The sequence below is a fragment of the Campylobacter sp. 2014D-0259 genome, from assembly GCF_008000505.1.
In the GTDB taxonomy this organism is placed as follows: domain Bacteria; phylum Campylobacterota; class Campylobacteria; order Campylobacterales; family Campylobacteraceae; genus Campylobacter_D; species Campylobacter_D jejuni.
Window position 1 is genome coordinate 276076 of record NZ_VOAQ01000024.1, and the last position, 24803, is coordinate 300878.

Sequence of the window (24803 nt, forward strand, 5' to 3'; positions counted from 1 at the left end):
AAATGAAAATAATGATTTTGGGTAGTGGCGCAAGAGAATACTCTATTGCTTTAGCCTTAAGAAGAGTAGACAAAAATTTAGAGTTTTATTTTGCTCCTGGAAATGGCGCTACCGAAAGTCTTGGAACAAATTTAAACCTAAAAGATCCAGTAGTTTTAGCAACCTATGCAAAAGAAAAAGGTTTTGATCTTTGTATAGTAGGAAGTGAAAGTTTTTTAGCTGAAGGGGTTGTAGATATTTTTAAACAACAAGGACTTGCTATTTTTGGGCCAAGCAAAGCTGCTGCAATGCTTGAAACCTCAAAATCTTTTATGAAAAGCTTTCTTAAAAAATACCGCATCAAAACAGCCAAATTTTTAAACACAAATGACATTGAAAAAGCAAAAAATTTTATATATAGTTTAACCCCTCCCATAGTAGTAAAAGCTGATGGACTTTGTGCCGGAAAAGGCGTTATTATAGCTAAAACTCATGAAGAAGCTATAGAAGAAACAGCTAAAATGCTTAGTGGAGAAAGCTTTGGAGATGCTGGAAAACTCGTTGTAATTGAAGAATTTTTAGACGGTTATGAATTAAGCATTTTTGCAGTATGTGATGGCAATGATTTTGTTTTACTTCCTGCAGCACAAGATCACAAAAAATTACTCGATAATGATCAAGGGCCAAATACTGGTGGAATGGGTGCTTACGCCCCTAGCTCTTTAGCGAATGAAAGTTTGCTTAGAAAAGTTCAAAAAGATATTATTTTACCGACTTTAGCAGGTATGAAAAAAGAAGGAGCGGAATTTTGTGGCGTTTTATTTATAGGCGCTATGATCGTTGGAAATAAACCTTATGTATTAGAATTTAATGTTCGCTTTGGCGATCCTGAATGTGAAGTTTTAATGCCTTTAATCGAAGATCCTTTAGAGCTTATTTTAGCTGCTACTCAAAGACGCTTAAGACACGCGAAAATCAAAATCAAAAAAGAATTTGCAGTAGGGGTTGTATGCGCGAGTGAAAACTATCCTTACAAAAGTTCACCAAAAAGTGAAATTACTGTAAATAACATTCCTGAAAACTCTCATATTTCTTATGCTGGAGTAAGCCTAGAAGATGGCAAATTAATGGCTGATGGTGGAAGAGTTTTAGTTTGCGTTGGCACAGGAAAAAGTATAGAAGAAGCGCAAAAAAATGCTTATAAACTTTGTGATAATGTAAATTTCAAAGGAAAACAATACAGAAAAGACATCGCTCATCAGGTTCTTAAATGAAAGAAAATTTACAAGACCGCTTAGAGCGTGAAAATCTAAAAATAGCAAGTTTTGGAAAAAGAGTTCTAGCTTTTTTAATCGATGATATGGTTATTTCTTTGATTGTATTTATCATTTTTTATGATCGTCTAATCCAAGCAAAAGATTTATTTGAAACGACTCAAATTATAGGAAATTTTTATCTTGGCTTCATCTTGCTTCATTTTAGCTATCAAGCGATTTTTACTTATCTTTATGGGGCAAGTTTGGGAAAAATATTATGCAAAATTATCATCTTGGATGAAAATCTTCTCGACAAACCCAATCTCATCCAAAGTTGCATCAGATCTGCCATAAGACAAGTTAGTGCTATGGCGTTTATGCTTGGGTTTGCTTGGGCTTTAAGCAATGATTTGCGCAAAGCTTGGGAGGATTATCTAGCAAGGACAATAGTAGTCGATGTGGCGTAAATTTTCCCTATTGCTAGGAACTAGCATAGCTTTAAATGCAGCACAAGTTGATATTTACGCTCTTGATGCAAAAAAAGAAGGTGATATTCTTACTGCAAACAATGATGTTATTATTTTTTCTGATTTTTATTTCATCACTGCCAATAAAGCAATTTACAATGAAAAAACCGGAGATGTTGAGCTTTTTGGCGATGTTAACATCCTAAGGGGACAAAACGAAAGATCACATTCTGATTATGCTAAAATCAACCTAAATTCCAATCAAGCCGATTTTAGTAATTTTTTCTTTTCCAATAACAATCTTGAAGTATGGTTTCAAAGCAAAACAAGCCATCTAAATGATAAAGTCTTTGAAAGCAAAATTTCAGCAGTTTCAAGCTGCAATGTTGAAGATCCTGATTGGGAAATTCGTTTTTCAAAAGGCTGGCTTAACCGGGAAACCAATTTTGTTCATCTTTACAATGCAAGATTATATGTTAAAAATACCCCAGTTTTTTATCTACCTTATTTTGGATTTAGCGCTGATACTCATAGACAAAGCGGGCTTTTAATCCCAAAAATCGTTTTAAAAAGTAGCGAAGGCTTATACTATGAACAACCTATTTATATAGCCACTCAAGAAAATTGGGATTTAGAACTTGATCCACAAATTCGAACAAACCGTGGTTTTGGACTTTATTCTACTTTAAGATTTCTTGATTCTCCATATTCAACAGGAGAATTAAATTTTGGTGCTTTTAGGGAAAATAGCTCCTATTTTCACGATGAAAATTTGAAAAATCAAACCCACTATGGAATAGAACTAAAATACTCAAGAGATGATTTAATCAAATCTTTACTCAGTGATAATTTTCAAGAAGGCCTATGGATAGATGCAACCTATCTCAACGATGTGGATTATTTAAATTTAGGAAGTAGGGATTATCGAGATCTTAACTCGCTTGTAACCTCCAAAATCAATTATTTTTTAGCCGATGAAAACAATTTTTATGGAGCTTATGCAAGATATTATATCGACACATCTAAACTTAGCAACAATACAACCTTACAAGAATATCCAAGCTTTCAATATCATAGATTTTTAAATAACCTTTTTGATGAACGCTTGCGTTATTCATTTGATGCTTCATTTCATAATTTTTACCGACCTGCTGGTTCTTATGCAAATGAGCTAAATTTAGACTTGCCTATCTCGTATCACAACGCTTTTTTTGGAGACTTTTTACACTTTACTTTTACAGAAAGATTTTATGCTTCTTTTGTAAATTATAGCAACGATCCCGAAAGAAACCATGAGCATTATTTCAGAAACACTCATGATTTTAATCTCTACACCGATCTTTCAAAAGCTTATGAAAATTTCTTTCATACTTTAAATTTAGGGGTGAATTACATTTTACCAGGAGCAAAATCAGGTAAAATCACGCAAAATTATCTTGAAGAATACGACAAAGAAAACGAACATACAAGTCTTTATGCTGTGCAATATTTCTATAACAACGAAGGACAAAAAAAACTCAAACACAGAATTTCACTTGACTATCTCAATAAACAAAATGAATTCTATGAACTTCAAAATCTTTTAACTTATTATTTTAATGAAAACATCAATCTTAACAGCGAAGTGCTTTACTCTTATGAACAAAGTCGCTTTACCAATGTCATCAGCCAAATAGAAGTCAATACAAATTCAAAATTTAATTGGATGTTTTCTCATGCTTATCAAAACGATGAGTATGGAAAATATAGCTTTATTGGCACAAGAGCAAATTATATTGCCACACCTAATTACAATTTATTTGGTGGAATTTGGTTTGATACTCAAAGAGCTCATGCAAACATGTGGGAACTTGGCTATACCTACCAAAGAAAATGTTGGAACTATTCTTTAATGTATAGAGAAAGAATCGATCCACAACTCACAAGTGGTGGCATCACAGCTAAAAATCAAAGCGGAGTTTATTTTATTTTCAACTTCTATCCTTTAGGAGGAGTAAAATACGATTTCTCTTTAGCAGAAAGTGAAAACAAAATTTAAAAAGGATGAAATTTGCTAAATATTTTAAAAAATTTTACGAATTTATTATCTGGTAAAAAAGGAAAAATAATGCAATACAGCATAGAAATTAACAAAAATACAGAAATATTTGATATAGACAAAGTCGCCAAACAAGCTGCCGGTGCTGTTTTAATGAGACAAGGCAAAAGCGTTGTTCTAGCTACAGTTGCAAGAGAAGAAAAACAAGTTGAAGAAGATTTTTTACCTCTAACCGTCCAATACATCGAAAAAGCTTATGCCGCAGGAAAAATCCCTGGTGGTTATGTCAAAAGAGAAACCAAGCCAAGCGATGCAGAAACCTTAACAGCGCGCATTATTGATAGAAGCTTACGCCCTCTTTTTCCAAAAGGCTATACTTATCCGACTCAAATCGTTGTGATGGTTCTCTCAGCTGATCCTAAAGTAGATTTGCAAGTAATGAGCTTAAATGCCGCAAGTGTGGCACTTTATCTTAGTGATATACCTATGAAAGCTCCAGTATGTGGTGTGCGTATAGGAAAGATAGATGGAAATTTCATACTCAATCCAAACAATGAGGAACTTCAAAATAGCACCCTAGATCTCTATGTAGCAGGTGTAAAAGATGAGCTTTTGATGATAGAAATGAGAGCCTTACCTGATCAAAAAGAAAATGAAATCTTTATCGAAGCTCCTTATGCTGATGTTTTAACTCAAACCACTTCACAAAATATGAATGAACTTAGTGAAGATGAAATTTTAGAAGCTCTAAATTTAGCTCAAAAAGCTATATTAAATGGTTCAAATGCTTATGAAGAAGCCTTTAGCAAACACAAAAAAAATTCTCAAATCGAACTAAAAAATGAGATTGAACATCCTGAAATTTTAGCTTTTATAGAAAATAATTTCCAAAAACAAATCAAAGAAGCCATCAATCAAATGGCAAAAAGCGAAAGAGCGAGCGAATTAAATAAAATCGCTAAAGAAATTTTAAATCTTGAAATCGCTAAAGACTGGAGCGAAGAAAGTGTCTTAAATACCTTAGCTAAAGTCAAACGCAAACTTATTCGTGAGCAAATTTTAAATGAAGGCAAAAGAGCTGATGGTAGAAGTTTAAACGAGGTTCGTCCTATCAGTATAGAAACCAATATCTTGCCAAACGCTCATGGCTCTTGTCTTTTCACTCGTGGACAAACTCAAGCTCTAGTTGTTGCAACCTTAGGCGGAGAAAACGATGCTCAAATGATAGACTTGCTTACAGAAAAAAATCCTATAAGCGAACGCTTTATGGTAAATTATAATTTTCCAGGTTTTTCAGTAGGCGAAGCAAGTCCTATCAAAGCTCCAGGAAGAAGAGAACTAGGACATGGAAATTTAGCCAAAAGAGCACTTTATCCAAGCGTGGATGAAAACTATCCTTATGTAATCCGCTTAGTCAGTGAAATTTTAGAAAGCAATGGCTCAAGTTCTATGGCAACGGTTTGTGGCGGATCTTTAGCCTTAAAAGCAGCAGGAGTGCCAAGCTTAAAACTTGTTGCAGGAGTGGCCATGGGGCTTATCTTTGAAGATAACAAGCATGCTGTTTTAACAGATATCATGGGACTTGAAGATCATGATGGGGATATGGATTTTAAAGTAGCTGGTAGCAAAGACGGCGTTACTGCTCTTCAAATGGATATAAAACTAGGCGGAATCGATCAAGAAACACTAAAACAAGCTTTATATCAAGCCAAAGAAGGAAGAATTCACATCCTAAATATCATGGAAGAAGCTGCAAAAGAAATCATAGTCAATGAAGAAGTTTTACCTAAACTTGAGCTTTTTAGCGTTGATCCTTCAAAAATCGTTGATATCATAGGACAAGCTGGAAAAACCATCAAAGAAATCATAGAAAAATTTGGCGTTTCTATAGACTTAGATCGCGAAAAAGGTGAAGTAAAAATAGCAGGTAGTCAAAACGAGCAAATCAAAGCCGCAAAAGACTACATCATAAACATCACAAGCTCTCAAAAAGGAACTAAAAAAGGCTCTAAAGACAAAGATATATCAGGCTTTGAACTTGGGCAAGAATTTCAAGGTATTGTTAAAAAAATCGCTCCTTTTGGAGCCTTTGTGGAACTTAAAAATGGTGTTGATGGTTTATTGCATAGCTCAAAAAGCAAGCATCTTAATTTAACTGAAAACCAAAGCTTAAAAGTTAAAATTAGCGAAATTAAAAACGGAAAAATTTCTGTGGATTTGTGTGAGTGAGTAAATTTCTAACTCATCCTTTTGAGCCTTTTTTTGACAAAGATTCTAAAATCTTAATTTTAGGATCTTTTCCTTCAGTAAAATCAAGACAAGATGGCTTTTATTATCAACACTCAAGAAATCGTTTTTGGCCCATACTAGAAACACTTTTTGATGTAAAATTAGAAAATATCACAGAACAACAAGCCTTTTTAAGAAAAAAACATATCGCTCTTTGGGATGTACTTCAAAGTTGCAAGATAAAAAATTCAGATGATAAAACTATAAGTTATGCAAAAGCCAATGATTTAAGCCTGATCCTTTCTCAAGCCAAAATCCAAGCCATTTTTACTACAGGACAAAGCGCTTATAAATTTTTTGTTAAATTCCACCCTCGCTTAGAAGCCATAGCCCTCCCCTCAACTTCTCCCGCAAATTTAAATTTTTCTTTTGAACAGCTTTTACAAAACTATGAAATAATCAAAAAATTTACAAAATAAAAGAATATTTTAATTTTTTAGATTTTAGAATAATTATAAAAATTTAAGGAGTTAAAAATGCCTTTTGTAAATATACACATCACCAAAGAAAACGGAGAACCTACAACAGAACAAAAACAAGAGCTTATCGCCAGGAGTAACGGATTTACTTGCTAAGGTTTTAAACAAAAATAAAAGCTCCACTGTAGTAATTATCGATGAAATCGATACAGATAATTACGGACTAGGTGGAAAAAGCATTACCCAAGCAAGACAAGAAAAAAGCTAGTTTACATCTAGCTTTTGCGTATTATCCTTAAATTCAAATTCCACTCTCTTAGCCCCAAAACCTTTAGCAATAGCTTCTAAAGTATCCTTAGCGCTTTTATGAATTTTGCTTTCCAAATTTTGGATAAGATTTAAAGACAAGTCTTTAACCTCATCTTTAGCTTCTTTTATGAGTTTGTTTTTATCACTTTCGCTAAAACTAATCCCCGTACTATTGATAGAATCAGGCAGTAAAAAAGGTAAAAATTTAGCATTTTTTTCATCATAAAATTTCATATCTATGATGCTGTGTTTATATCTACACTCTGGCATGATGATCTTATAAGTATCGTCCCCTAAAGGCAAAATATCAAAGTTTTTATCTCTTAAATCATACAAAAAAGTGATCTCAAATTCAAAAATCAAAGCAATCTGTCTTTCACTCAAAGACCATCCTAAAAGATTTTTCCAAATTCCATTAAAAGCACTATCTTTTTTAGTGACAATCTCTTTACTAAAAACTTGAAAAACACTTAACTCTCCTATGGATTTAAGCTGCATGATATCGCTAAAGCTTTGCGTGCTTTTTTCTTCTATTTTAGAGCTTTTATATTGCCTAAAAAGTACTATAAATAAAAACACAAGCAAAATCATCACTAAAGCAAATAAAATCATTTCCATTTTAAACCTTTCTAAATTTATAAGCCTTGATTTGAAAAGATATATTTTTTCTCAAACGCTAAAAAAATAAAAGCATTAATGATAAAAATCAAACACACAAAAGCAAAAACAAATTCCACGCTAAAATGCGAAGCCATAAGCCCTCCGCCAAAAGCACCGCAAAAATTTCCCAAAAATTGACAAGTTTGATTAAAACCAAAAATCACACTTAAATTTTTAGCACTCACACTTTTTTTAAGCAAGGCATTCACACAAGGCAAAAGCCCTCCAAGTCCTACACCTATAAACAAACGCACGAAAATAAGCGTATAAACATTACTTGCTACAGCCTGCAAGTAAAAGCAAATTCCACAAAATATCAAAGCTATCAAAATAATCTTACTAGGCCCTATCTTATCAGCAATTTTTCCAAGTTTTGGTGCGAAAAAAAGATTACTAATCCCACTTGCAGCTACCACTATACCCGCCCAAAGAGCCAAATTTCCACCTTGATGAATTTGCTCAACATAAATACTTAAAATCGGCATCACTCCAAAAGTACCAAATTGTATCACAAAAGTAGTGATAAAAAGAACGATGATAAGGGTTTTATTTTCTTTTACTTTTTGAGTATTTTTCTTCGCCTCTTTTTGAATTTTTCTCTCATGGATGAAAAAATAAATCGTCACAAAAGAACAAGCGATCAAAAAAGCCACCACATCAAAAACCGCACTAATGCTAAAAAATTCAGCCACAAAGCCACCAAACAAAGGTCCAAGCAAACTTCCACTTATAGAAGCCGTAGAAAGAGTTCCTAAAGCATAAGCCACTTTTTCTTTAGGTGCTATCACAGCGATAAACACAACAGCAGCAGAAGTAAAACCTGAGATTATCCCTGTTAAACCCCGCACAAAAACCACTTCTAAAGCACTATGAGCAAAGCTAAGCCATAAGGTTAAAACCGACATCCCAAAACTTGCACGAAGAAGCATATTTTTATAACCATACTTTGCACCCAAAAAAGCCCACAAAGGTGAAAAAACAGCCATAAAAAGCGGAGTGATCCCAAAAGCAAGCCCTGAATAAAACGCTATTTCACTCGTATCAATATGTCCTAGTTCTTTGATATAAAAAGGCAAAATCGGAGCGATTTGACTAAGCCCCATACTTGTGGTAAAAACACCAAACCAACACACAAGCAAAGTTCTATTGAAATTTTCCATGGATTTATTGTATGATATTTTTTATAATTTTTAATTAAAACTCAAGGATAAAAATGAAAAAAATACTCTTTATATGCTTAGGCAATATATGCCGTTCACCTATGGCAGAATTTATCATGAAAGATCTTGTCAAAAAAGCAAATTTAGAAAAAGAATTTTTTATAAGCAGTGCTGGAACTTCAGGAGAACACGATGGAGAAGGTATGCACTATGGCACCAAAAACAAGCTTGCCCAACTTAACATAGAACACAAAAACTTCACAAGCAAAAAACTCACTCAAAAGCTTTGCGATGAAAGCGATTTTTTAATTACCATGGACAATTCTAATTTCAAAAATGTTTTAAAAAACTTCACCAACACCCAAAACAAAGTTTTAAAAATCACTGATTTTAGTCCTAGTCTAAACTACGATGAAGTCCCTGATCCTTGGTATAGTGGGAATTTTGATGAAACTTATAAAATTTTATCCCTAGCTTGTAAAAATTTACTTGTTTTTTTATCAAAATAATTTAAAACAACTATATATTACTTCTCGTTTACTTTTTAGGCTTATACTTCTAAACGAACCGAAAAACATTCATAAGAAAAACTCCTTAAAATTACACGCCTAGCTTAAATCCCTTTAGCTAGGCTTTTCTTTAGATGTTTTTATCCTTCGGATTTAAAATTTTTACTATTTTAAGTGCTTCTTAAGAAAAAACTCCAAATTTATGTGCTACAATTACGATGTTTTATTAATTTTTGACAAGGAGAATTCTCATGAAACTAGTTAAACTTAGTTTAGTTGCAGCTCTTGCTGCAGGTGCTTTTTCAGCAGCTAACGCTACTCCACTTGAAGAAGCGATCAAAGATATCGATGTATCAGGTGTATTAAGATACAGATATGAAACAAGCAATGATTGGAGCAATGCAAATTTTGGTTCTGGTATTTCTGGAAAACAAGATCATAAATACAGAGCACAAGTTAACTTCAGCGGTGCTATATCAGACAACTTTAAAGCTTTCGTTCAATTTGACTACAACTCACAAGATGGTGGTTATGGCATAGACAGCATCAGCAACACAAGTGATACTTTAACAGTTCGTCAATTATACTTAACTTATACAAATGAAGATGTTGCTACAAGCGTAATCGCTGGTAAACAACAACTAAACACTATCTGGACAGATAATGGCATCGATGGTTTAGTTGGAACAGGTGTTAAAGTAGTAAATAACAGCATCGATGGTTTAACTCTAGCTGCTTTTGCAATGGATAGCTTCAATGAGAAAGTTCCAGCTACAGCAGATGTAGTTAACGGAACTTTCAACAAAGGTAATGTAAATGGAGATGGTGATGTAAGCGGTGCTTTAGATTGGAGCAAAAATATTTATGGTGCTGCAGCTATCGGCTCTTACGATATAGCTGGCGGACAATTCAACCCACAATTATGGTTAGCTTATATGAATGAAAATGCATTCTTGTATGCCTTGGATGCAGCTTATAGCACAACTATCTTTGATGGAATCAACTGGAGCATTGAAGGTGCTTACCTAGGAAACTCAGTAGATAATAAACTTAAAGATAGATTAGATGCAGCAAATGGAAATTTCTTTGCTTTAAGAGGTACTGTTGAGGTAAATGGTTGGGATGCTAGCCTTGGTGGTTTATACTACGGTAAAAAAGATAAAGCTACTGTAACTACGATCGAAGATCAAGGTAACATCGGTTCTTTACTAGCAGGTGAGGAAATTTTCTATACTAGAGGATCTAACCTAAATGGCGATATTGGTAGAAATATCTTCGGTTATGTAACTGCTGGATATACTTTCAACGAAACAGTTCGCGTTGGTGCTGACTTCGTATACGGTGGAACAAAAACAAATATAATTGGTCAAGGTGGTAAAAAACTTGAAGCAGTTGCAAGAGTAGATTACAAATACTCTCCAAAACTTAACTTCTCAGCATTCTACTCTTATGTAAATGTTGATACAGATCCTGAAAGCACTCATCACGATGCTGTAAGACTTCAAGCTCTTTACAAATTCTAAGAAGCTTTCAAGTTTAACTTTCAAAGGTGGGGTTTTACTCCGCCTTTTTTTATGCCTTATTTTTAAAACTTAAATTTATATAAAAAATTTTCCCAAGCTAAAAGCTTTAGGAAAATTAAGACTTAAACCAATTAGCGATTTTTTCAAAAAGCCCTTTTTGCTCTTGATGCATACCATCTTTGATACCAAAACTTTCACTTAGTTTTTCTAAAAGTTCTTTTTGTTCATCGTTTAAAGAAGTTGGAAATTTGATAGAAATTTGAACGATTTGATTTCCTATGCGAGAACTATGAACATCTTTTACTCCTTCTTTTTCAAGAACAAATCTTTGTCCATCTTTAGCACCCTTTGGTAAATTTAAGGTCGCTTCACCGCGTATGGTAGGTACTTTAATACTTTGCCCTAAGATAGCTTGAGTAAAAAACACTGGAAATTCTATATATATATCATCATCATCTCTGACAAAAGTATCATCTTCAGCAGCGATGATCTTAACATACATATCCCCTCTAGTGCCATTTTTTAAGATATTGCCTTTAGCATTGACACGAAGTTTCATACCTGTATCTATACCTTCTGGGATATTAAGCTCGACACTATCTTTGCTTTCATTATAACCCAAACCTTTACAATCACTACATTTTTCACTAGCCTTTTCTCCACTTCCTTGACAATCAGGACAAGTTTGTGCAAAAGTGATAAAACCTTGAGAAACCCCAACTTGTCCTCTACCTTGACACTTTGGACAAGTTTGAAGTTTTCCATCTTTAGCCCCTGTTCCATTACAAGTTTTACAAGAGCATTTATAAGTAAAGTCTATATTTTTCTTGCAACCAAAAACCGCTTCTTTAAAACTTAATTTTAAATTAACGATAAAATCGGAAGGGATTTTCTCATCATTTGAACTTTTTCTACGACGCGATGATGAGCCAAAGCCTTCTCCAAAAAAACTAGAAAATATATCTCCTAAATCCTCAAAACCACCAAAACCTGAGCTACTAGAACCAAATCCACCGCCTTTTAAGGCATCTTTTCCGTATCTATCATAAATAGCACGCTTTTCATCATTGCTTAAAACTTCATAGGCCTCATTAACAAGCTTGAATTTATCTTCTGCTTCTTTATCGCCTTGGTTTCTATCGGGATGGTATTTTAAAGCCATTTTTCTATAGGCTTTTTTTATGGTTTCTTTATCAGCACTTTGCGTGATTTCAAGAATTTCATAATAACTTATTTCCACATTATTCCTTTAAAAAATTTAAAATTTTGCTAGAATTTTAATCTTAAAAATTCAAAAATCTAATTTTAGCAAAAATAAAATCAATAATTTATCAAATTTTAAATAAAATTATGTAAAGATTATAAATCTTAGATAAAATTTAAAGGATACCAAAATGATTAATGTGTTGATGATAGAAGATGATCCTGATTTTGCGCAATTATTATCTGAGTATTTAGCGCAATTTAATATTAAAATCACAAATTTTGAAAATCCTAAAAGTGCTTTAAATGTAGGCGTTCAAGGCTATGATTGTCTAATCTTGGATTTAACTTTACCAGGAATTGATGGTCTTGAAGTTTGTAGAGAAATCAGACAAAAAAGCAATATTCCTATTATTATCTCATCAGCTAGAGGCGACTTAAGCGATAAAGTTGTGGGGCTTCAAATCGGCGCTGATGATTATCTACCAAAGCCTTACGATCCAAAAGAAATGTATGCAAGGATTATGAGTCTTATTCGTCGCACAAAAAGAGTTGAACACACTAATAATGAAAATATTAATTCTGCTTTCAAAATCGATGAAAGAAGACATGAGATCACCTATGAAGATAAGGTTTTAACACTTACTCCTGCTGAATTTGAAATTTTAGAATACCTTATCCAACAACACGGATACAGCGTTTCAAGAGAACAGCTTGTAAGTCGCTGTAAAAATCTAAAAGATAAAGATTCTAAAAGCCTTGATGTTATCATCGGTCGCTTAAGAGTAAAAATAGGAGATAGTTCAAAATCTCCAAAACATATTTTTTCTGTTAGAGGTATAGGATATAAACTGATAGGATGACAAAAAATTATTCTATTTATACCAAACTGATTATTTTATTTGTTGTTACTTTTTTCTTGGTTTGTGTGCTTTTTATCGTTCTTTTAAAAATAGAAGGAAATGCCTATAATGAAGAAGAAAGTTTAAAACAAGAAAATCTTATAAAAAATTTACTCATCTCCTATGAAAACACTTCAGGTGTTGAAATAGGAGCTTATCTTGGAAACAGCGGTTTTAACGCTATACAAAATCCCCATCTTGTAAAAGCTATAAGAAATAATGGACAATCACTTTTTAAAGCAGGCGGAGAGCTTTGTACTCTTTCTTCTTTAAAATATCATAGCAATCTTTATTTTGATGTTCAATGTAAAGATTTTGATGGCTTATATGAAGAAAATACTAGCGATAGGGTTTATAATCTTTTATTGATAGGATTTTTCTCTTTTTCTTTGCTGGTTGTTTTTATGTATTTTTCGGTATTAAGATCTTTAGAGCCTTTAAAAAAATTAAGAAGACAAGTTGCCGAAGTTGCAAATGGGGAACAACCTGATTTTTTAGACTATCAAGAAGATGAAGTAGGTAAGATCGCCTTTGAATTTCAAAAAGCTTTCAAGAAAAACCAAGAATTAATCCAATCAAGACAACTTTTCCTAAGAACAATCATGCATGAGTTAAAAACCCCTATAGGAAAAGGGAGAATCATTTCTGAAATGATCAAAGAAGACAGACAAAAAGAAAGACTTATCGCTATATTTTTACGCATGGATTCTTTGATCAATGAATTTGCCAAAATCGAAAATTTATTTTCAAAAAACTACAACTTACACTTTAAACCTAGTCGTTTTAGCGCTATACTTGAAGAAGCTAAAGAACACCTTATGAGAGATGATTTTAACAAAGTGGTAAAAGTTGATATAAGATATGATGCTTTAATCAATGTTGATATGGAAATTTTCTCTGTAATTTTAAAAAATCTTATCGATAATGCCTTAAAATACTCAAACAATGGCACTTGTGAGCTTTTTTGTTGTAAAGAATGTTTTACCATTAAAAATCCAGGCAAACCTTTAGCAGAGCCTATAGAGCATTATCTTGAAGCTTTTACAAGAGAAAAACATAATCAGGTCAAAGGTATGGGGCTAGGACTTTATATAGTTTCAGAGGTATGTAAACTGCATAATTTTGATTTGATTTATTTTTATGATGATGGAAAGCATTGCTTTAAAATTTTCTTTGGAGATAAAGAAAAATAATGGCAAAAGGCCTAGAAAAATTCAATGAACTTGTTGAAAGTTTTGCAAATTTACCTACCATAGGAAAAAAAACCGCTATAAGGCTTGCTTATCATCTTTGCATAAATAATCAAATCGATGGCATGAAACTCGCACACAATATAGAAAATGCTATCCGCTTTATAAAACCTTGTGGGCAATGCGGTGCTTTAAGCGAAAATGAGCTTTGCGAAATTTGTAGCGATGAAGAAAGAAATAAAAACATTTTATGTATAGTTGAAAGCCCAAAAGATATACTAACACTCGAAGAGAGTCAAAGTTACAATGGGCTATATTTTGTTTTAGATGAGTTAAATGAAGAAAAACTTGAAAAACTAAAGCAAATCATACTTAAGCTAAATATCTCTGAGCTCATTTTTGCATTGACACATAGCATTAATTCTGATGCAACTATCTTTTTTATAGAAGATAAATTTAAAGGCTTAAACCTAACTTTTAGTAAAATCGCTCAAGGAATTCCAAGTGGTGTGAATTTAGAAAATGTGGATTTAATCTCTTTAAATAAAGCTATGAATTTTAGAACAAAAATTTAGTAATTTTTATAAGAAATATCGGCTAATTCTTGCAAAGAAAAATCCGCAATCTTTTCATAAGCAAAACCTTCCTTGGTTAAAAAATCAAGTAAAGTTTTTTCCATGATTTTAGCTCCTTGTATAAGCTCATCTGAAAGCTTAAAACTCATCGCTTCAATACGCTTTGGCACACAAGCTAAGATGTGTGTTTTAGGCAAATCTCCTGCAAGTTCCATGTATTGTAAGGTTTGAAGCATTTCTATTTCATGAGCACTTCCACTCCAGCTGATTTTATTAGGCATAGCATCATAAGGAAAGAAAAATATATCTCCTATACTCGCATCTTGCGCTTCTATGCAGTCTAAAACGATAAGTCTATCGTACCTAGCGATGATATAGCTAAGTTGCAAAGCTAAAGTTCCACCATCAATAAAATCTAAAGTAAATTCAGGATGAGTAAATTTGTAGTTTTTTTCAAGTTGTTTGCAAAGATGAACGCCTAAGCCTTCATCTGCAAACATGATATTGCCTATTCCAAGGACTAAGAATTTCAATGCTTTTCTTCTTTTATATATTTATATCCGCTAATAATAGCATCCATAGCACCATCTTTACCTTTTACTGCGTTAAAAATCGCCATATAAATATGTACTGGTACAAAAATCATAATCACCCACATCAAAATTCTATGATAAGTTCTTACATCAGCCAAGCCACCCATTGCAGCTTCAAGCGGTCTTAAAATATGATATAAAAGCCCACCTAAGCCCTCATGATAAGTATGAGTATAAAGAATAAGCCCTGTAAGAATGATACCTAACATCACAAGATAAAAGAAAAAATAAGTTACAAATTGCAAAGGATTATAAACCCCTTTTAAATGCGGATGTTTTCCTAAGAAAATGTAAAATTTTACTTGTTCTATCCATAATTTGATATTAAAAATATCCCATACACTTCTGCGTTCTTTTGCGCTTACCTTATCGCAGAAAAACAAATATACTTTAAAAATAATACAAGCGATTAAAACAAAACCCACCGCTTGATGCACTAAGCGGTATTTTGCTTGCATAAAATTTACGGGTTCGCCGTTGCTAATAGGACTTTGAAACACATAAGAAAGATAATATCCTGTGCCAATAAGAATCACTATAGCAATAGCTCTTACCCAGTGCGTTAAACGCAAACCTATGCTAAATTCATATTCAGCTTTTCTTTGCAATTTTTCTTCTTTGTTTTGCATGAAAGCCTCCTTATAGATTGACATTCACTTTATATTCGCTTAGATTATTGCCCTTAGCATCCATTACATGCACCGCACAAGCAATACAAGGATCATAAGAGTGAATTTTTCTAATGATTTCAAGTGGTTGTTTTACATCAGCGATTTTAAGTCCTATCAAACATTGCTCATAACTTCCACCTATGCCATTTGCGTCTTTTGGACTTGCATTCCAAGTAGAAGGCACTACAGCTTGCCAGTTTTCAATGACGCCATTTTTAATTCTACACCAATGGCTTAATGTTCCGCGTGGCACATGCCCCATATAGCGTCCTTTATATTCTTTAGAATTATCAATCACATAAGGAGCACAAGTACTCTGATCTACTTTTAAATTTTCAACTAAATTATTAAACGCTTTTAAAGCATTATTTGCAACGATTTTTGCTTCAATACAACGCGCAGCTGTTCTTCCAAGTGTGCTAAATACAGCATTTAAAGGAAGTCCTGTTTCTTTTAAGAACTCATCTACTACAGGAACAACATTTGGATTACCCTTAGCATAATTTACAACGATATTTGCTAAAGGTCCTACTTGCATAGGGTTTCCTTCATAGCGTGGAGCTTTAATCCAACTATATTTACCCTTAGTATCAAACACTTTAGAATGGACATTATTTCCATGATGATCTACGCTTTCTCCATCTACAAGTCCTGTATAATTTGGATTTGTTTTGCCATCATAAGGATGTAAAGGTTCATTGTCTGCATACCAAGAATGAGTTGCCTCTTCGGTAATCTTATCTTCTTCTACTTCATAAACCTTGCTTAAATCTCCATTTTTGATAATACCACTTTCAAAAAGCCATTCATCTCTTCCGATTTGAAATTCTTTAAAGGTGTAAAGATTATTTACCCCTATATCATTTAAAACACTTGCTTCATGTGCATAAGCTTTTCCTGCCATCACAAGATCAGGATAATACGCACGATTAACAAAGTCTTGCACTTCTTGGAATTTAACCATATATTCACCCATTCTTGCAGGATCAAGTAAATCCATAACGCAAGTTACACCACCAACAGTTAAGCTTTGTGGATGTGGGTTTTTAGCTCCAAAAATCGCCATACATTGAGCAATGATTCTTTGAATTCTTAAACATTCTAGATAGTGAGAAAGAACAATTAAATTTTGCTCAGGAGTTAAACGATAAGTTGGATGACCATAGTACGCATTAGCAAAAGGTCCTAAATTTCCTTTATCTACAAAAGTTTTAAGTCTTTGTTGCACTTCAAGAAGTTTATCTGCACCTGTTGCATAAGGATTTGAAGTGTATTTAAAAGCTTCATCGCTTGCTTTTTTAACATCAGCACTTAAAGCACTTACCACATCAGCCCAATCAAGCCCATGAAGTTGATAAAAATGCACAATATGATCGTGTAAAAATAAAGCTGCATTCATTAAAGTTCTTGTTAAAAGCGCATTTAAAGGCGGAGTAATACCTAAAGCATTTTCAACAGCAACTATACCTGCTTTATAATGTGAAAAAGTACAAACTCCACAAATTCTTTGTGTCATAAAACCCGCATCTCTTGGATCACGCCCTTTTACTATGGTTTCAATACCACGCCACAAAGTAGAGCCCGCATAAGCTTCTTTTACCACATTATTATCATCAACAACAACTTCAACTCTTAAATGCCCTTCAATTCTTGTAATAGGATCTACGATTATTTTTTGACTCATTTTTATTCCTTATCTTTTTGCATGGAAGATATCACTGCGTGTGCTGCTATAGCAACGCCTGTAAGTGTAAGCACACCTATGCCGATTTTATCTGAAACACTATCCGCACCCAAGCCAAAAACAGTATCAAATTTACGACTAGCCATAGGCTCTTCAAAAGGCCCCATAGTATCCCAAAAATCAGGCTCAGAACAACCTATACAACCATGTCCTGCTTGAATAGGCCAAGAAGTGTGCTGGTTAAATCTCTCTCTTGAGCAGTTATTAAAAGTATAAGGCCCTTTACAACCTACTTTATAAAGACAAAAACCTTGTTTTGCTCCTTCATCTCCAAAAGCATGTACAAACTCACCCGCATCAAAATGTCCGCGTCTTTCACAAAGATCATGAATTCTTAGACCATAAGCCCATTTTGGTCTATTATACACATCAAGTGCTGGTAACTCACCAAATAATAAATAATGAAGCACATTACCCACTATATTTTTTTCACTTGGAGGACAGCCTGGAACATTGATCACAGTTTTGCTTGTTACTTTGCTTAAAGGCTGTGCGTTACTAGGATTTGGTCTTGCGGCTTGGATTCCTCCAAAGCTAGAACAGGTTCCTATAGCAAAAATTGCCAAAGCATTTTCACTTGCCATTTTTGAGAGCTCATAGCCTGTTTTTCCATGTGCACCTATGGTTAAAAAATGCTCTGTATCACCCATAGGGATACCACCTTCAACCATTAAAATGTATTTATTTTTATGCTTTTGAATGGCACTTTCTAAATTTTCTTCAGCTTGCCAACCTGCTGCAGCCATCACTGTTTCGTGATATTCTAAAGAAATATAATCAAAAATCAAACTATCAATCGTTGGAGTATCACTTCTTAACAAACTCTCGCTACAGCCTGTACACTCAGCCATATGAAGCCACACAACAGGAAGCCTATCAGCAAGCTCAGCAGCTTTTGCCACCATAGGAGTAAAACTCGCTGGCAAAGCCAAAAATGCAGTCATAGCACCTGCCCATTTCATAAAATCCCTTCTAGAAAAACCTGACTTTTCTAATGCTTTTGTAATACTATCATTGTCTTTCAAAGAAGGAAGCTTTTCAAGAGCCGATAAACGCGACTCTATTTGATGATAATCAATCATTATATTTCCTTTATAACATGAAATTTATTCTCTATAATAATAAAATAAAGGAAGTTAAAATAAAGTTAAAAACTTACTCTCATAAGCAAATATTAGTATTACTCTTAATTAAAGCTTAATCATAAGCCTTTTTTGAGTTTTCGAATCAAAAATCTTGCAGGGTGAATAGCGTGGATGTATTTTTTTTCTAAATACAAGGGTTCATTATTTATCAATGCACACAAATACCTTGCCGCTAAAACACTTGTGCTAAAACCCCTTGATCCATGAGCAAAATTAAAATACAAATTACAAGATATTTTAGCTAGCTTTTGCTCCTTGTTTTTTGTCCATAATAAAGCTTTATATTCTTCTTTATAAAACACTTCATCATAGGCATTTCCAACTATCATAAAGCGATCACTCGAATAAGATCTAAAGCCTACCTTAGAACCTATGATTTCTAATTTTGTATTTTTATCTATAAATTCGGCTATATTTTCTATATTTTGTTTATCATCTTCTTCTTTTGATTCTAAACTTGCATCAAGCCTATCATAACTTGCTCCAATCACTTGCAAATCATCTTTTACAGGGCAAATATAAGCCTTAGAAGATAAAGGAAATGGAGTATTTAAAAAAGGTTTTAGATGTGTAACTTGACCTCTTACTTTGCTTAATTTCATCTCATCATAAAAAACAAAATCTTTTGTATCTGCACCCATAGCATAAATCAAAACCGCATAATCACTTTTAACAATATCATTTTTAAATTTTAAAGTAAAACACTCATTTTCAAATTTATAAGCTTGAAATTCATGATTAAAATATATACAAGCTTTACTTTTTTCAAAAAGATTTTTAACCAAATTTTTTGGAAAAATCACTCCACCCTCTTCTAAAAAAGCTTGATTTTTTGAAATTTTAAACAAAACATTTTCTCTTTGTGTGTCAAATCTTTCTTGCATCAAATCATTATGTGCAAACTCCACCACACCCTTAAATTCTAAATCTAAAATTTGTCTATAAAAACGGCTTGCTTCTATAAAAGAAAGCTCTGAAAACTCCCCTAAATTTACCTTAGGTTTTAAGATTAAAGAGCTTAAAATTCCACTTTCATTTCCACTTGCACCCTTGCCTAATTCTAAATGTTTTTCAAAAACATCTATCTCAAAACCTCTTAAACTAAGCTCATAAGCTAAAACAGCGCTTGATATACCTGCACCAATAATAGCTACTTTTTTATTTTTTAAAGATGAAAATGTTCTTGAAAAATACGCTTCTTTGTCTTTAAACTCAAGCTCATTTTCCAAATAAGCTTTAATCATTTCTCTTTTTCTAAAACCTTTGGTTTTTTCTACTCTAAAGCCATATTTTTTTAAATTTTTTTGTAAAAAACTTGCCGAAGAAAAGGTACAAATTTGTGTATTTTTTTTAGAAAGTCTTGCCACTTCAAAAATTAAATTTTCATCAAACATTTGCGAATTTTTATTTGGAGAAAATCCATCTAAATACCAAATATCAGCTTTAAAATCCAATTCTTTTAAAATAGTAATATCTTCAAAAACAAGATCTAAAAAACAGTCTTCAAAATAAAAACGATAAATCCCTTCTTTAGCTTTAGGATAAAATTTTAAAAATTGTTCTAAAAGCTCTTTAAACTCTTCATAAAATCCTAGTTTTTGATAAATTTCTCTTAATTGTTCTTTTTCGATATAAAAAGCTTCTATGCTAATATAAAAAAGTTTCTTAGGACGCTTAGAAGGAGTAGTTTGTAAAAAGCGCTTCAAAGTAAGAAAAAAATTTAAACCTATACCAAAACCACTCTCTGCGATAATGAAATTTTCTTGATTTTTCCATTCAAAAGAATGAGTATAAACAAATTTACTTTCATTTAAACCATCTTTGGAATTAAAATAAAAATCATCAAAATCCAAAGAAAAAGGAGTATTATCTTTAAAGATTAACTTAGCTTTTTTCATCGGTTGTTATAAAAATAACTCTCAACTCCATCAGCAATACCCTTAACCAATAAATCTTGAAAAGCTTTATTGGCGATTCTTTTGCCTTCATTTGGATGTGTGATATAGCCAATTTCAATCAAAATTGCAGGCATTTGCGCACCTACTAAAACCCAAAAAGGTGCTTCTCTTACACCGCCATCTACGATTTTATACTTTTTGCGTGTTTGAGTGAGTATATTTTTTTGTACATCAATGGCTAGTTTATTTGAAGCAACGATTTTTTCACGATTTAAGAAATTTAAAATACTTTGTTTTGAGAAATAATTAATCTCTTCAAAATCTCCTTGATTTTCTTTTTCTGCTGCCTTTTTACTTCTTTCACTTCTTGCAGGACTTAAAAAGAAAGTTTCCACACCTTCACTACTTTTGGCTTTTGTGGCATTTGGTGCTGCATTAGCATGTATAGAAATAAACAAATCCGCTCTTTTATCATTGGCATATTTAGTTCTATCACGAAGATTGATAAATTTATCCGAACTTCTAGTATAAAGCACTTTATAACCGCGTTTTTTAAGTTCATTTCCAAGTTTTAAAGCCGTGCTTAAAACTATATCTTTTTCTTTTAAGCTTCCTTTTTTATCACTTAAGGCACCGCTATCTTTTCCACCATGCCCCGCATCGATAACCACAAGCTTTCCTGATTTGTAATTTGTATTTAAAGTTTTACTAGAACTTTGAGTTGCTTTTTTGTTTACATTTTGATTTGTAGTTTGTGCATAAAAACCTAAAGTGAGATTTTTATTATCCAACTCCTTTAAGAGTTTAAATTCTTTAGGAGCACTCAAAACCACACGAACAGTTTTTGGATTGTATTGAGTAACTGTAATCACATTTTGTCCAAAAGTAAAGCTTTTTCTATTACCTTCTAACACACCCTTAAAACTTACAACATATCGGAATTTTTGATCTTTGGTATCAAATACTGCTATTTCTTTTTCATCTAAATCATCGCTTAAATTTAACACCACAGCATTAGAAATTTTATCCACATCTAAAACATATAAAGGCTCTTGATTTTCTTTTTCGTTATTGGTTTTTTTATCTTGTTTTTTTGTTTCTAAAGCTTTGGTTTTAATTTCTGTTTTTTGATCTTGCTTTTTCTCTGAAATTTTACTAACTTGCTCAGTCTTTTTTTGGCTAGTAGTTTCTTTTGAAAAAATTAATTTTTCTTCTTTAAAAGATATATCAATAGGAATTTTTTCTTTAGCATAAACCACTATGCGTATGGTTTTGGGATTAAATTGTGAAATCACTAAACGATAGTCATCAAATTTAAACTCTTTTTTACCCCCTTCTAAAACCCCCTCAAAATCACTAATAAAACGATAGTTTCCTTTTTCGTCTAAAGCAAAACTTTTTAATTGATCCTTATCCAAATCTGCATTTAGTTCAAACTCTACACCTTGGTTTGTTTTACTTGACTTTAAAACATAAATTTTATCATCGCTTTTTGCTTTAGAAACGATACTACTCTTTGGTGCTTGCGAAGTTTTAGAATTTGTTTTTTCTGTATTTTTTATTTGTTCGTTAGATGATTTTTTTTCATTTTTTTGAACTGTTTTTATAGGTTCAAAAGTTGATTTTTCAGTATCTTGAGAAATATTTTGAACCTTAATATCTTTAATAACAGCCTTTCTTAAAGCATTAATACTTGCTTCACTTATACCACTTTCTTTTAACTCATTAGCATATGACTTGTCATCTAAATTTAAAGTATTTGAACTGATGATCAATCTTTTTAAAATTTCAATTTTAGTTTTTTCATCTTCATTAATAACACTTTGTATATAAAGGCTTTTGAGCTGATGGTGAAATTTTACTTGTACTTCACTTTTAGAACCGATAAAATTTTTATCGAAATTTGCAAGTTCATTTTCATAGGCTCCAAAAAGAGTTGTGAAAACAAATACTAAAAATACAAAAATTTTAGCCATTATTCACCATTAACCAATTTTTCCATAAGTTCTTTAACACTGATAAGCTTATCTAAACGATATCCATTTGCACCTGTAAAGAAAAGCCCTGTTTCTTTTTTACCTGACCACGCATCAAAAAGCCTATCTGCTATACAATACCCTACTTTAGTTGCCTCTTTTCCGCGTCCACAAGGCGCTACACAATTGCTTATACAATTGATCTTTGGACCTATTCTTTTATCTACCAAATTTAAAAGATTGGTTCTAACCCCACGTGCAGGATAGCCCACAGGAGATTTAATAAGCTCTATATCTTCTTCTTTAGAAGCTAGTAAAACGCTTTTAAATTCTTCGCTTGCATCACATTCAAAAGTTCCTATGAAACGCGTTCCCATTTGAACACCACTAGCCCCTAAAGAAATAGCGTTTTCTATATCTTTTTTATCCCAAATTCCACCTGCAGCAATCACAGGAAAAGACCCCCAATTTTTAGCCTCTTCTACCACAGGAGCGATTAATTTTTCTAGCTGATAATTTGGATCTAAGCACTGCTCATAAGTAAAACCTTGATGACCTCCACTTTTTGGCCCTTCTAAAACCACTGCATCAGGCAAGCGATTGTAACGGCTTTGCCATCTTTTGCAAATAATTTTTAAAGCCTTTGCAGATGAAATGATAGGCACTAAAGCCACATCAGGAAAATCTGCAGTAAATTCAGGTAAATTTGTGGGAAGTCCAGCACCTGAAACAATCACATTAAAACCAACTTCACAAGCATCGCGTGCTATTCTTGCATAATCATTACTTGCACATAAGATATTACACCCTAAAGGTGCATCGCCACAAACTTTTCTTGCATTATTAATCAAAGCTTGCAAACCCTTGCGTGAGTAAAAATTTTCACTTCCATAAGGCTTAGCATTTAATTCTTTACTTGCATACTTTCTTTCTTCATAATATCCTGTTCCCACAGAAGAAATGATCCCAAGTCCACCATTTAAAGAAACTGCAGAAGCTAATCTATCCCAGCTTATGCCTAGTCCCATTCCCCCTTGAAAAATGGGATATTTTATAGTATGTTTTCCTATTTGTAAGGGTTGTAAATTCATTCTTTTACCTTTAATTTTGCAAATTTTCTTTTACCTATTTGTAAGATGTATTCTCCTTGTTCTAAATGCATTTGCTCGTCGCTAACTTTTTGAGAATTTACACTTACTGCATTAGCACTGATGCTTCTTCTTGCCGCAGAAGTAGAACTTTCCAAACCACATTCAACCAAAGCCTTAGCAAGCCAAATTTTTCCTTGTATTTCAAACTCAGCCATATCACTTGGTAAAGCATTTTGAGAATGAATCCTATCAAATTCAGACTTAGCATTATTAGCCTCTTCTTTGGAGTGAAAACGCTCCGTAATCTCTAAAGCTAAATTTTCTTTAGCTTTTTTAGGATGTAAATTGCCTTGTTCTATATCTTTTTTTATTTGCGCGATTTCTTCTAGACTTTTTTGACTTAAAAGTTCATAATATCTAAACATCAATTCATCACTAATACTTAAAATTTTAGCATACATATCATTAGCTTTTTCTGTAACACCAATGTAATTATTTAAACTCTTACTCATTTTGTTTACACCATCTAAACCTTCGAGTAAAGGCATCATAATCACAGCTTGTTCTTTTCCTATATTATAAACCCTTTGAAGCTGTCTTCCCATTAAAAGATTAAATTTTTGATCCGTTCCGCCCATTTCAATATCGCTTTTTAAAGCCACGCTATCATATCCTTGAAGTAAAGGATACAAAAACTCGCAAATCGAAATAGGGCTTTGCTCTTTAAATCTCTTGGTAAAATCGTCACGCTCAAGCATTCTAGCTACACTAAAAGTTGAAGTAAGCTCTACTATACCCGCAGCTCCAAGTTCATTAAGCCAAGTAGAATTAAACTTAATCTGTGTTTTTTCTTTATCCAAAACCTTAAAAACCTGCGTTTCATAAGTTTTAGCATTGATTAAAACTTGCTCTTTATCCAGCTTTTTACGCGTTGCACTTTTTCCACTTGGATCGCCAATTTGTCCTGTAAAATCCCCAATCAAAAATTGCACAATAGCTCCATGTTTTTGCAAAAAAGCCATTTTTGTTAAAACCACGCTATGACCTAAATGTAAATCAGGTGCTGTAGGATCAAACCCTGCCTTTATGAAGAAATTTTCACCCTTTTCATAATAATTTTTAATTAAATTTTCTATTCTTTCTTCATCAATAAGCTCTGCACAGCCACGCTTAACTTCTGCTAATATTTTTTTTATATCCATAATA

21 protein-coding genes and 1 pseudogene are annotated in these 24803 nt (G+C 32.8%); 11 read left to right on the forward strand and 11 right to left on the reverse strand.

Annotated features, from left to right (window positions below):
* Positions 1-2 precede the first annotated feature (2 nt).
* From purD to SR63_RS06040, 6 genes and pseudogenes are all read left to right on the forward strand, one after another.
* The gene (gene purD, locus SR63_RS06015; protein WP_002859311.1) at positions 3-1253 is read left to right on the forward strand and encodes a phosphoribosylamine--glycine ligase; all 1251 of its coding nucleotides are present in this window, start codon (positions 3-5) and stop codon (positions 1251-1253) included.
* Entirely contained in the window at positions 1250-1702 is a 453-nt protein-coding gene (locus SR63_RS06020) for an RDD family protein (RefSeq protein WP_002855813.1), read from the forward strand. Before purD ends, SR63_RS06020 begins: the two co-directional genes overlap by 4 nt.
* The gene (locus SR63_RS06025) at positions 1692-3740 is read left to right on the forward strand and encodes an LPS-assembly protein LptD (RefSeq protein ID WP_002876785.1); all 2049 of its coding nucleotides are present in this window, start codon (positions 1692-1694) and stop codon (positions 3738-3740) included. Before SR63_RS06020 ends, SR63_RS06025 begins: the two co-directional genes overlap by 11 nt.
* Before the next feature lie 69 nt (positions 3741-3809).
* Positions 3810-5969, forward strand: a complete 2160-nt coding sequence (locus SR63_RS06030; RefSeq protein ID WP_002876783.1) for a polyribonucleotide nucleotidyltransferase — start codon at positions 3810-3812, stop codon at positions 5967-5969.
* A complete protein-coding gene (locus SR63_RS06035; protein ID WP_002876781.1) occupies positions 5966-6448 on the forward strand; it encodes a DNA-deoxyinosine glycosylase in 483 nt (160 codons plus the stop codon). The genes SR63_RS06030 and SR63_RS06035 overlap by 4 nt, the downstream gene beginning before the upstream one ends.
* Before the next feature lie 57 nt (positions 6449-6505).
* Positions 6506-6716, forward strand: a pseudogene (locus SR63_RS06040) (2-hydroxymuconate tautomerase family protein).
* Here the strand turns inward: SR63_RS06040 and SR63_RS06045 are convergent.
* Both SR63_RS06045 and SR63_RS06050 read right to left on the reverse strand, forming a co-directional pair.
* Entirely contained in the window at positions 6713-7375 is a 663-nt protein-coding gene (locus SR63_RS06045; RefSeq protein ID WP_002866250.1) for a DUF4230 domain-containing protein, read from the reverse strand. The pseudogene SR63_RS06040 and the gene SR63_RS06045 overlap by 4 nt on opposite strands.
* Positions 7376-7392: 17 nt before the next feature.
* Positions 7393-8577 carry an MFS transporter gene (locus tag SR63_RS06050; RefSeq protein WP_002876777.1) on the reverse strand — a complete coding sequence of 395 codons (1185 nt, stop codon included), beginning with the start codon at positions 8575-8577 and terminating at the stop codon, positions 7393-7395.
* Positions 8578-8630: 53 nt separating this feature from the next.
* Here SR63_RS06050 and SR63_RS06055 point away from each other — a divergent pair, with 53 nt between their 5' ends.
* Positions 8631-9086: a low molecular weight protein-tyrosine-phosphatase gene (locus SR63_RS06055; protein WP_002853170.1), complete on the forward strand. Its 456-nt coding sequence runs from the start codon at positions 8631-8633 to the stop codon at positions 9084-9086.
* 251 nt (positions 9087-9337) lie between these two features.
* The gene (locus SR63_RS06060) at positions 9338-10609 is read left to right on the forward strand and encodes a major outer membrane protein (RefSeq protein WP_002876776.1); all 1272 of its coding nucleotides are present in this window, start codon (positions 9338-9340) and stop codon (positions 10607-10609) included.
* 115 nt (positions 10610-10724) lie between these two features.
* On the opposite strand, the gene dnaJ is transcribed toward SR63_RS06060, so the two are convergent.
* Positions 10725-11849, reverse strand: a complete 1125-nt coding sequence (gene dnaJ / locus SR63_RS06065) for a molecular chaperone DnaJ (protein ID WP_002876774.1) — start codon at positions 11847-11849, stop codon at positions 10725-10727.
* Between the two features lie 154 nt (positions 11850-12003).
* Between dnaJ and SR63_RS06070 the strand changes: the two genes are divergently transcribed.
* From SR63_RS06070 to recR, 3 genes are read left to right on the forward strand one after another with little or no spacing between them, the layout of a single operon-like run.
* The gene (locus tag SR63_RS06070; RefSeq protein WP_002876772.1) at positions 12004-12675 is read left to right on the forward strand and encodes a response regulator transcription factor; all 672 of its coding nucleotides are present in this window, start codon (positions 12004-12006) and stop codon (positions 12673-12675) included.
* The gene (locus tag SR63_RS06075) at positions 12672-13907 is read left to right on the forward strand and encodes an ArsS family sensor histidine kinase (protein ID WP_002876769.1); all 1236 of its coding nucleotides are present in this window, start codon (positions 12672-12674) and stop codon (positions 13905-13907) included. The genes SR63_RS06070 and SR63_RS06075 overlap by 4 nt, the downstream gene beginning before the upstream one ends.
* Complete coding sequence (recR, locus tag SR63_RS06080) at positions 13907-14479, forward strand: recombination mediator RecR (protein WP_002855930.1); 573 nt, start codon at positions 13907-13909, stop codon at positions 14477-14479. The genes SR63_RS06075 and recR overlap by 1 nt, the downstream gene beginning before the upstream one ends.
* Here the strand turns inward: recR and SR63_RS06085 are convergent.
* From SR63_RS06085 to tyrS, 8 genes are all read right to left on the reverse strand, one after another.
* Positions 14476-15012: a HyaD/HybD family hydrogenase maturation endopeptidase gene (locus tag SR63_RS06085; protein WP_002876768.1), complete on the reverse strand. Its 537-nt coding sequence runs from the start codon at positions 15010-15012 to the stop codon at positions 14476-14478. The two genes, recR and SR63_RS06085, sit on opposite strands and share 4 nt — an antisense overlap.
* Positions 15009-15701, reverse strand: a complete 693-nt coding sequence (cybH, locus tag SR63_RS06090; RefSeq protein WP_002866258.1) for a Ni/Fe-hydrogenase, b-type cytochrome subunit — start codon at positions 15699-15701, stop codon at positions 15009-15011. Before cybH ends, SR63_RS06085 begins: the two co-directional genes overlap by 4 nt.
* 10 nt (positions 15702-15711) lie before the next feature.
* Positions 15712-17427 (reverse strand): nickel-dependent hydrogenase large subunit, encoded by a 1716-nt coding sequence (locus SR63_RS06095; RefSeq protein WP_002866259.1) that lies wholly within the window; start codon positions 17425-17427, stop codon positions 15712-15714.
* 2 nt (positions 17428-17429) lie between these two features.
* Positions 17430-18569, reverse strand: a complete 1140-nt coding sequence (locus SR63_RS06100; RefSeq protein WP_002876767.1) for a hydrogenase small subunit — start codon at positions 18567-18569, stop codon at positions 17430-17432.
* A 119-nt stretch (positions 18570-18688) separates the two neighbouring features.
* Positions 18689-20530 (reverse strand): bifunctional tRNA (5-methylaminomethyl-2-thiouridine)(34)-methyltransferase MnmD/FAD-dependent 5-carboxymethylaminomethyl-2-thiouridine(34) oxidoreductase MnmC, encoded by a 1842-nt coding sequence (mnmC, locus tag SR63_RS06105; RefSeq protein ID WP_002876765.1) that lies wholly within the window; start codon positions 20528-20530, stop codon positions 18689-18691.
* Positions 20527-22506, reverse strand: coding sequence for an N-acetylmuramoyl-L-alanine amidase (locus tag SR63_RS06110; RefSeq protein WP_002876763.1), 1980 nt, complete (start codon positions 22504-22506; stop codon positions 20527-20529). Before SR63_RS06110 ends, mnmC begins: the two co-directional genes overlap by 4 nt.
* The gene (locus SR63_RS06115; RefSeq protein ID WP_002866264.1) at positions 22506-23597 is read right to left on the reverse strand and encodes a nitronate monooxygenase; all 1092 of its coding nucleotides are present in this window, start codon (positions 23595-23597) and stop codon (positions 22506-22508) included. Before SR63_RS06115 ends, SR63_RS06110 begins: the two co-directional genes overlap by 1 nt.
* Positions 23594-24799 carry a tyrosine--tRNA ligase gene (tyrS, locus tag SR63_RS06120; RefSeq protein WP_002856563.1) on the reverse strand — a complete coding sequence of 402 codons (1206 nt, stop codon included), beginning with the start codon at positions 24797-24799 and terminating at the stop codon, positions 23594-23596. Before tyrS ends, SR63_RS06115 begins: the two co-directional genes overlap by 4 nt.
* Positions 24800-24803: the final 4 nt, after the last annotated feature.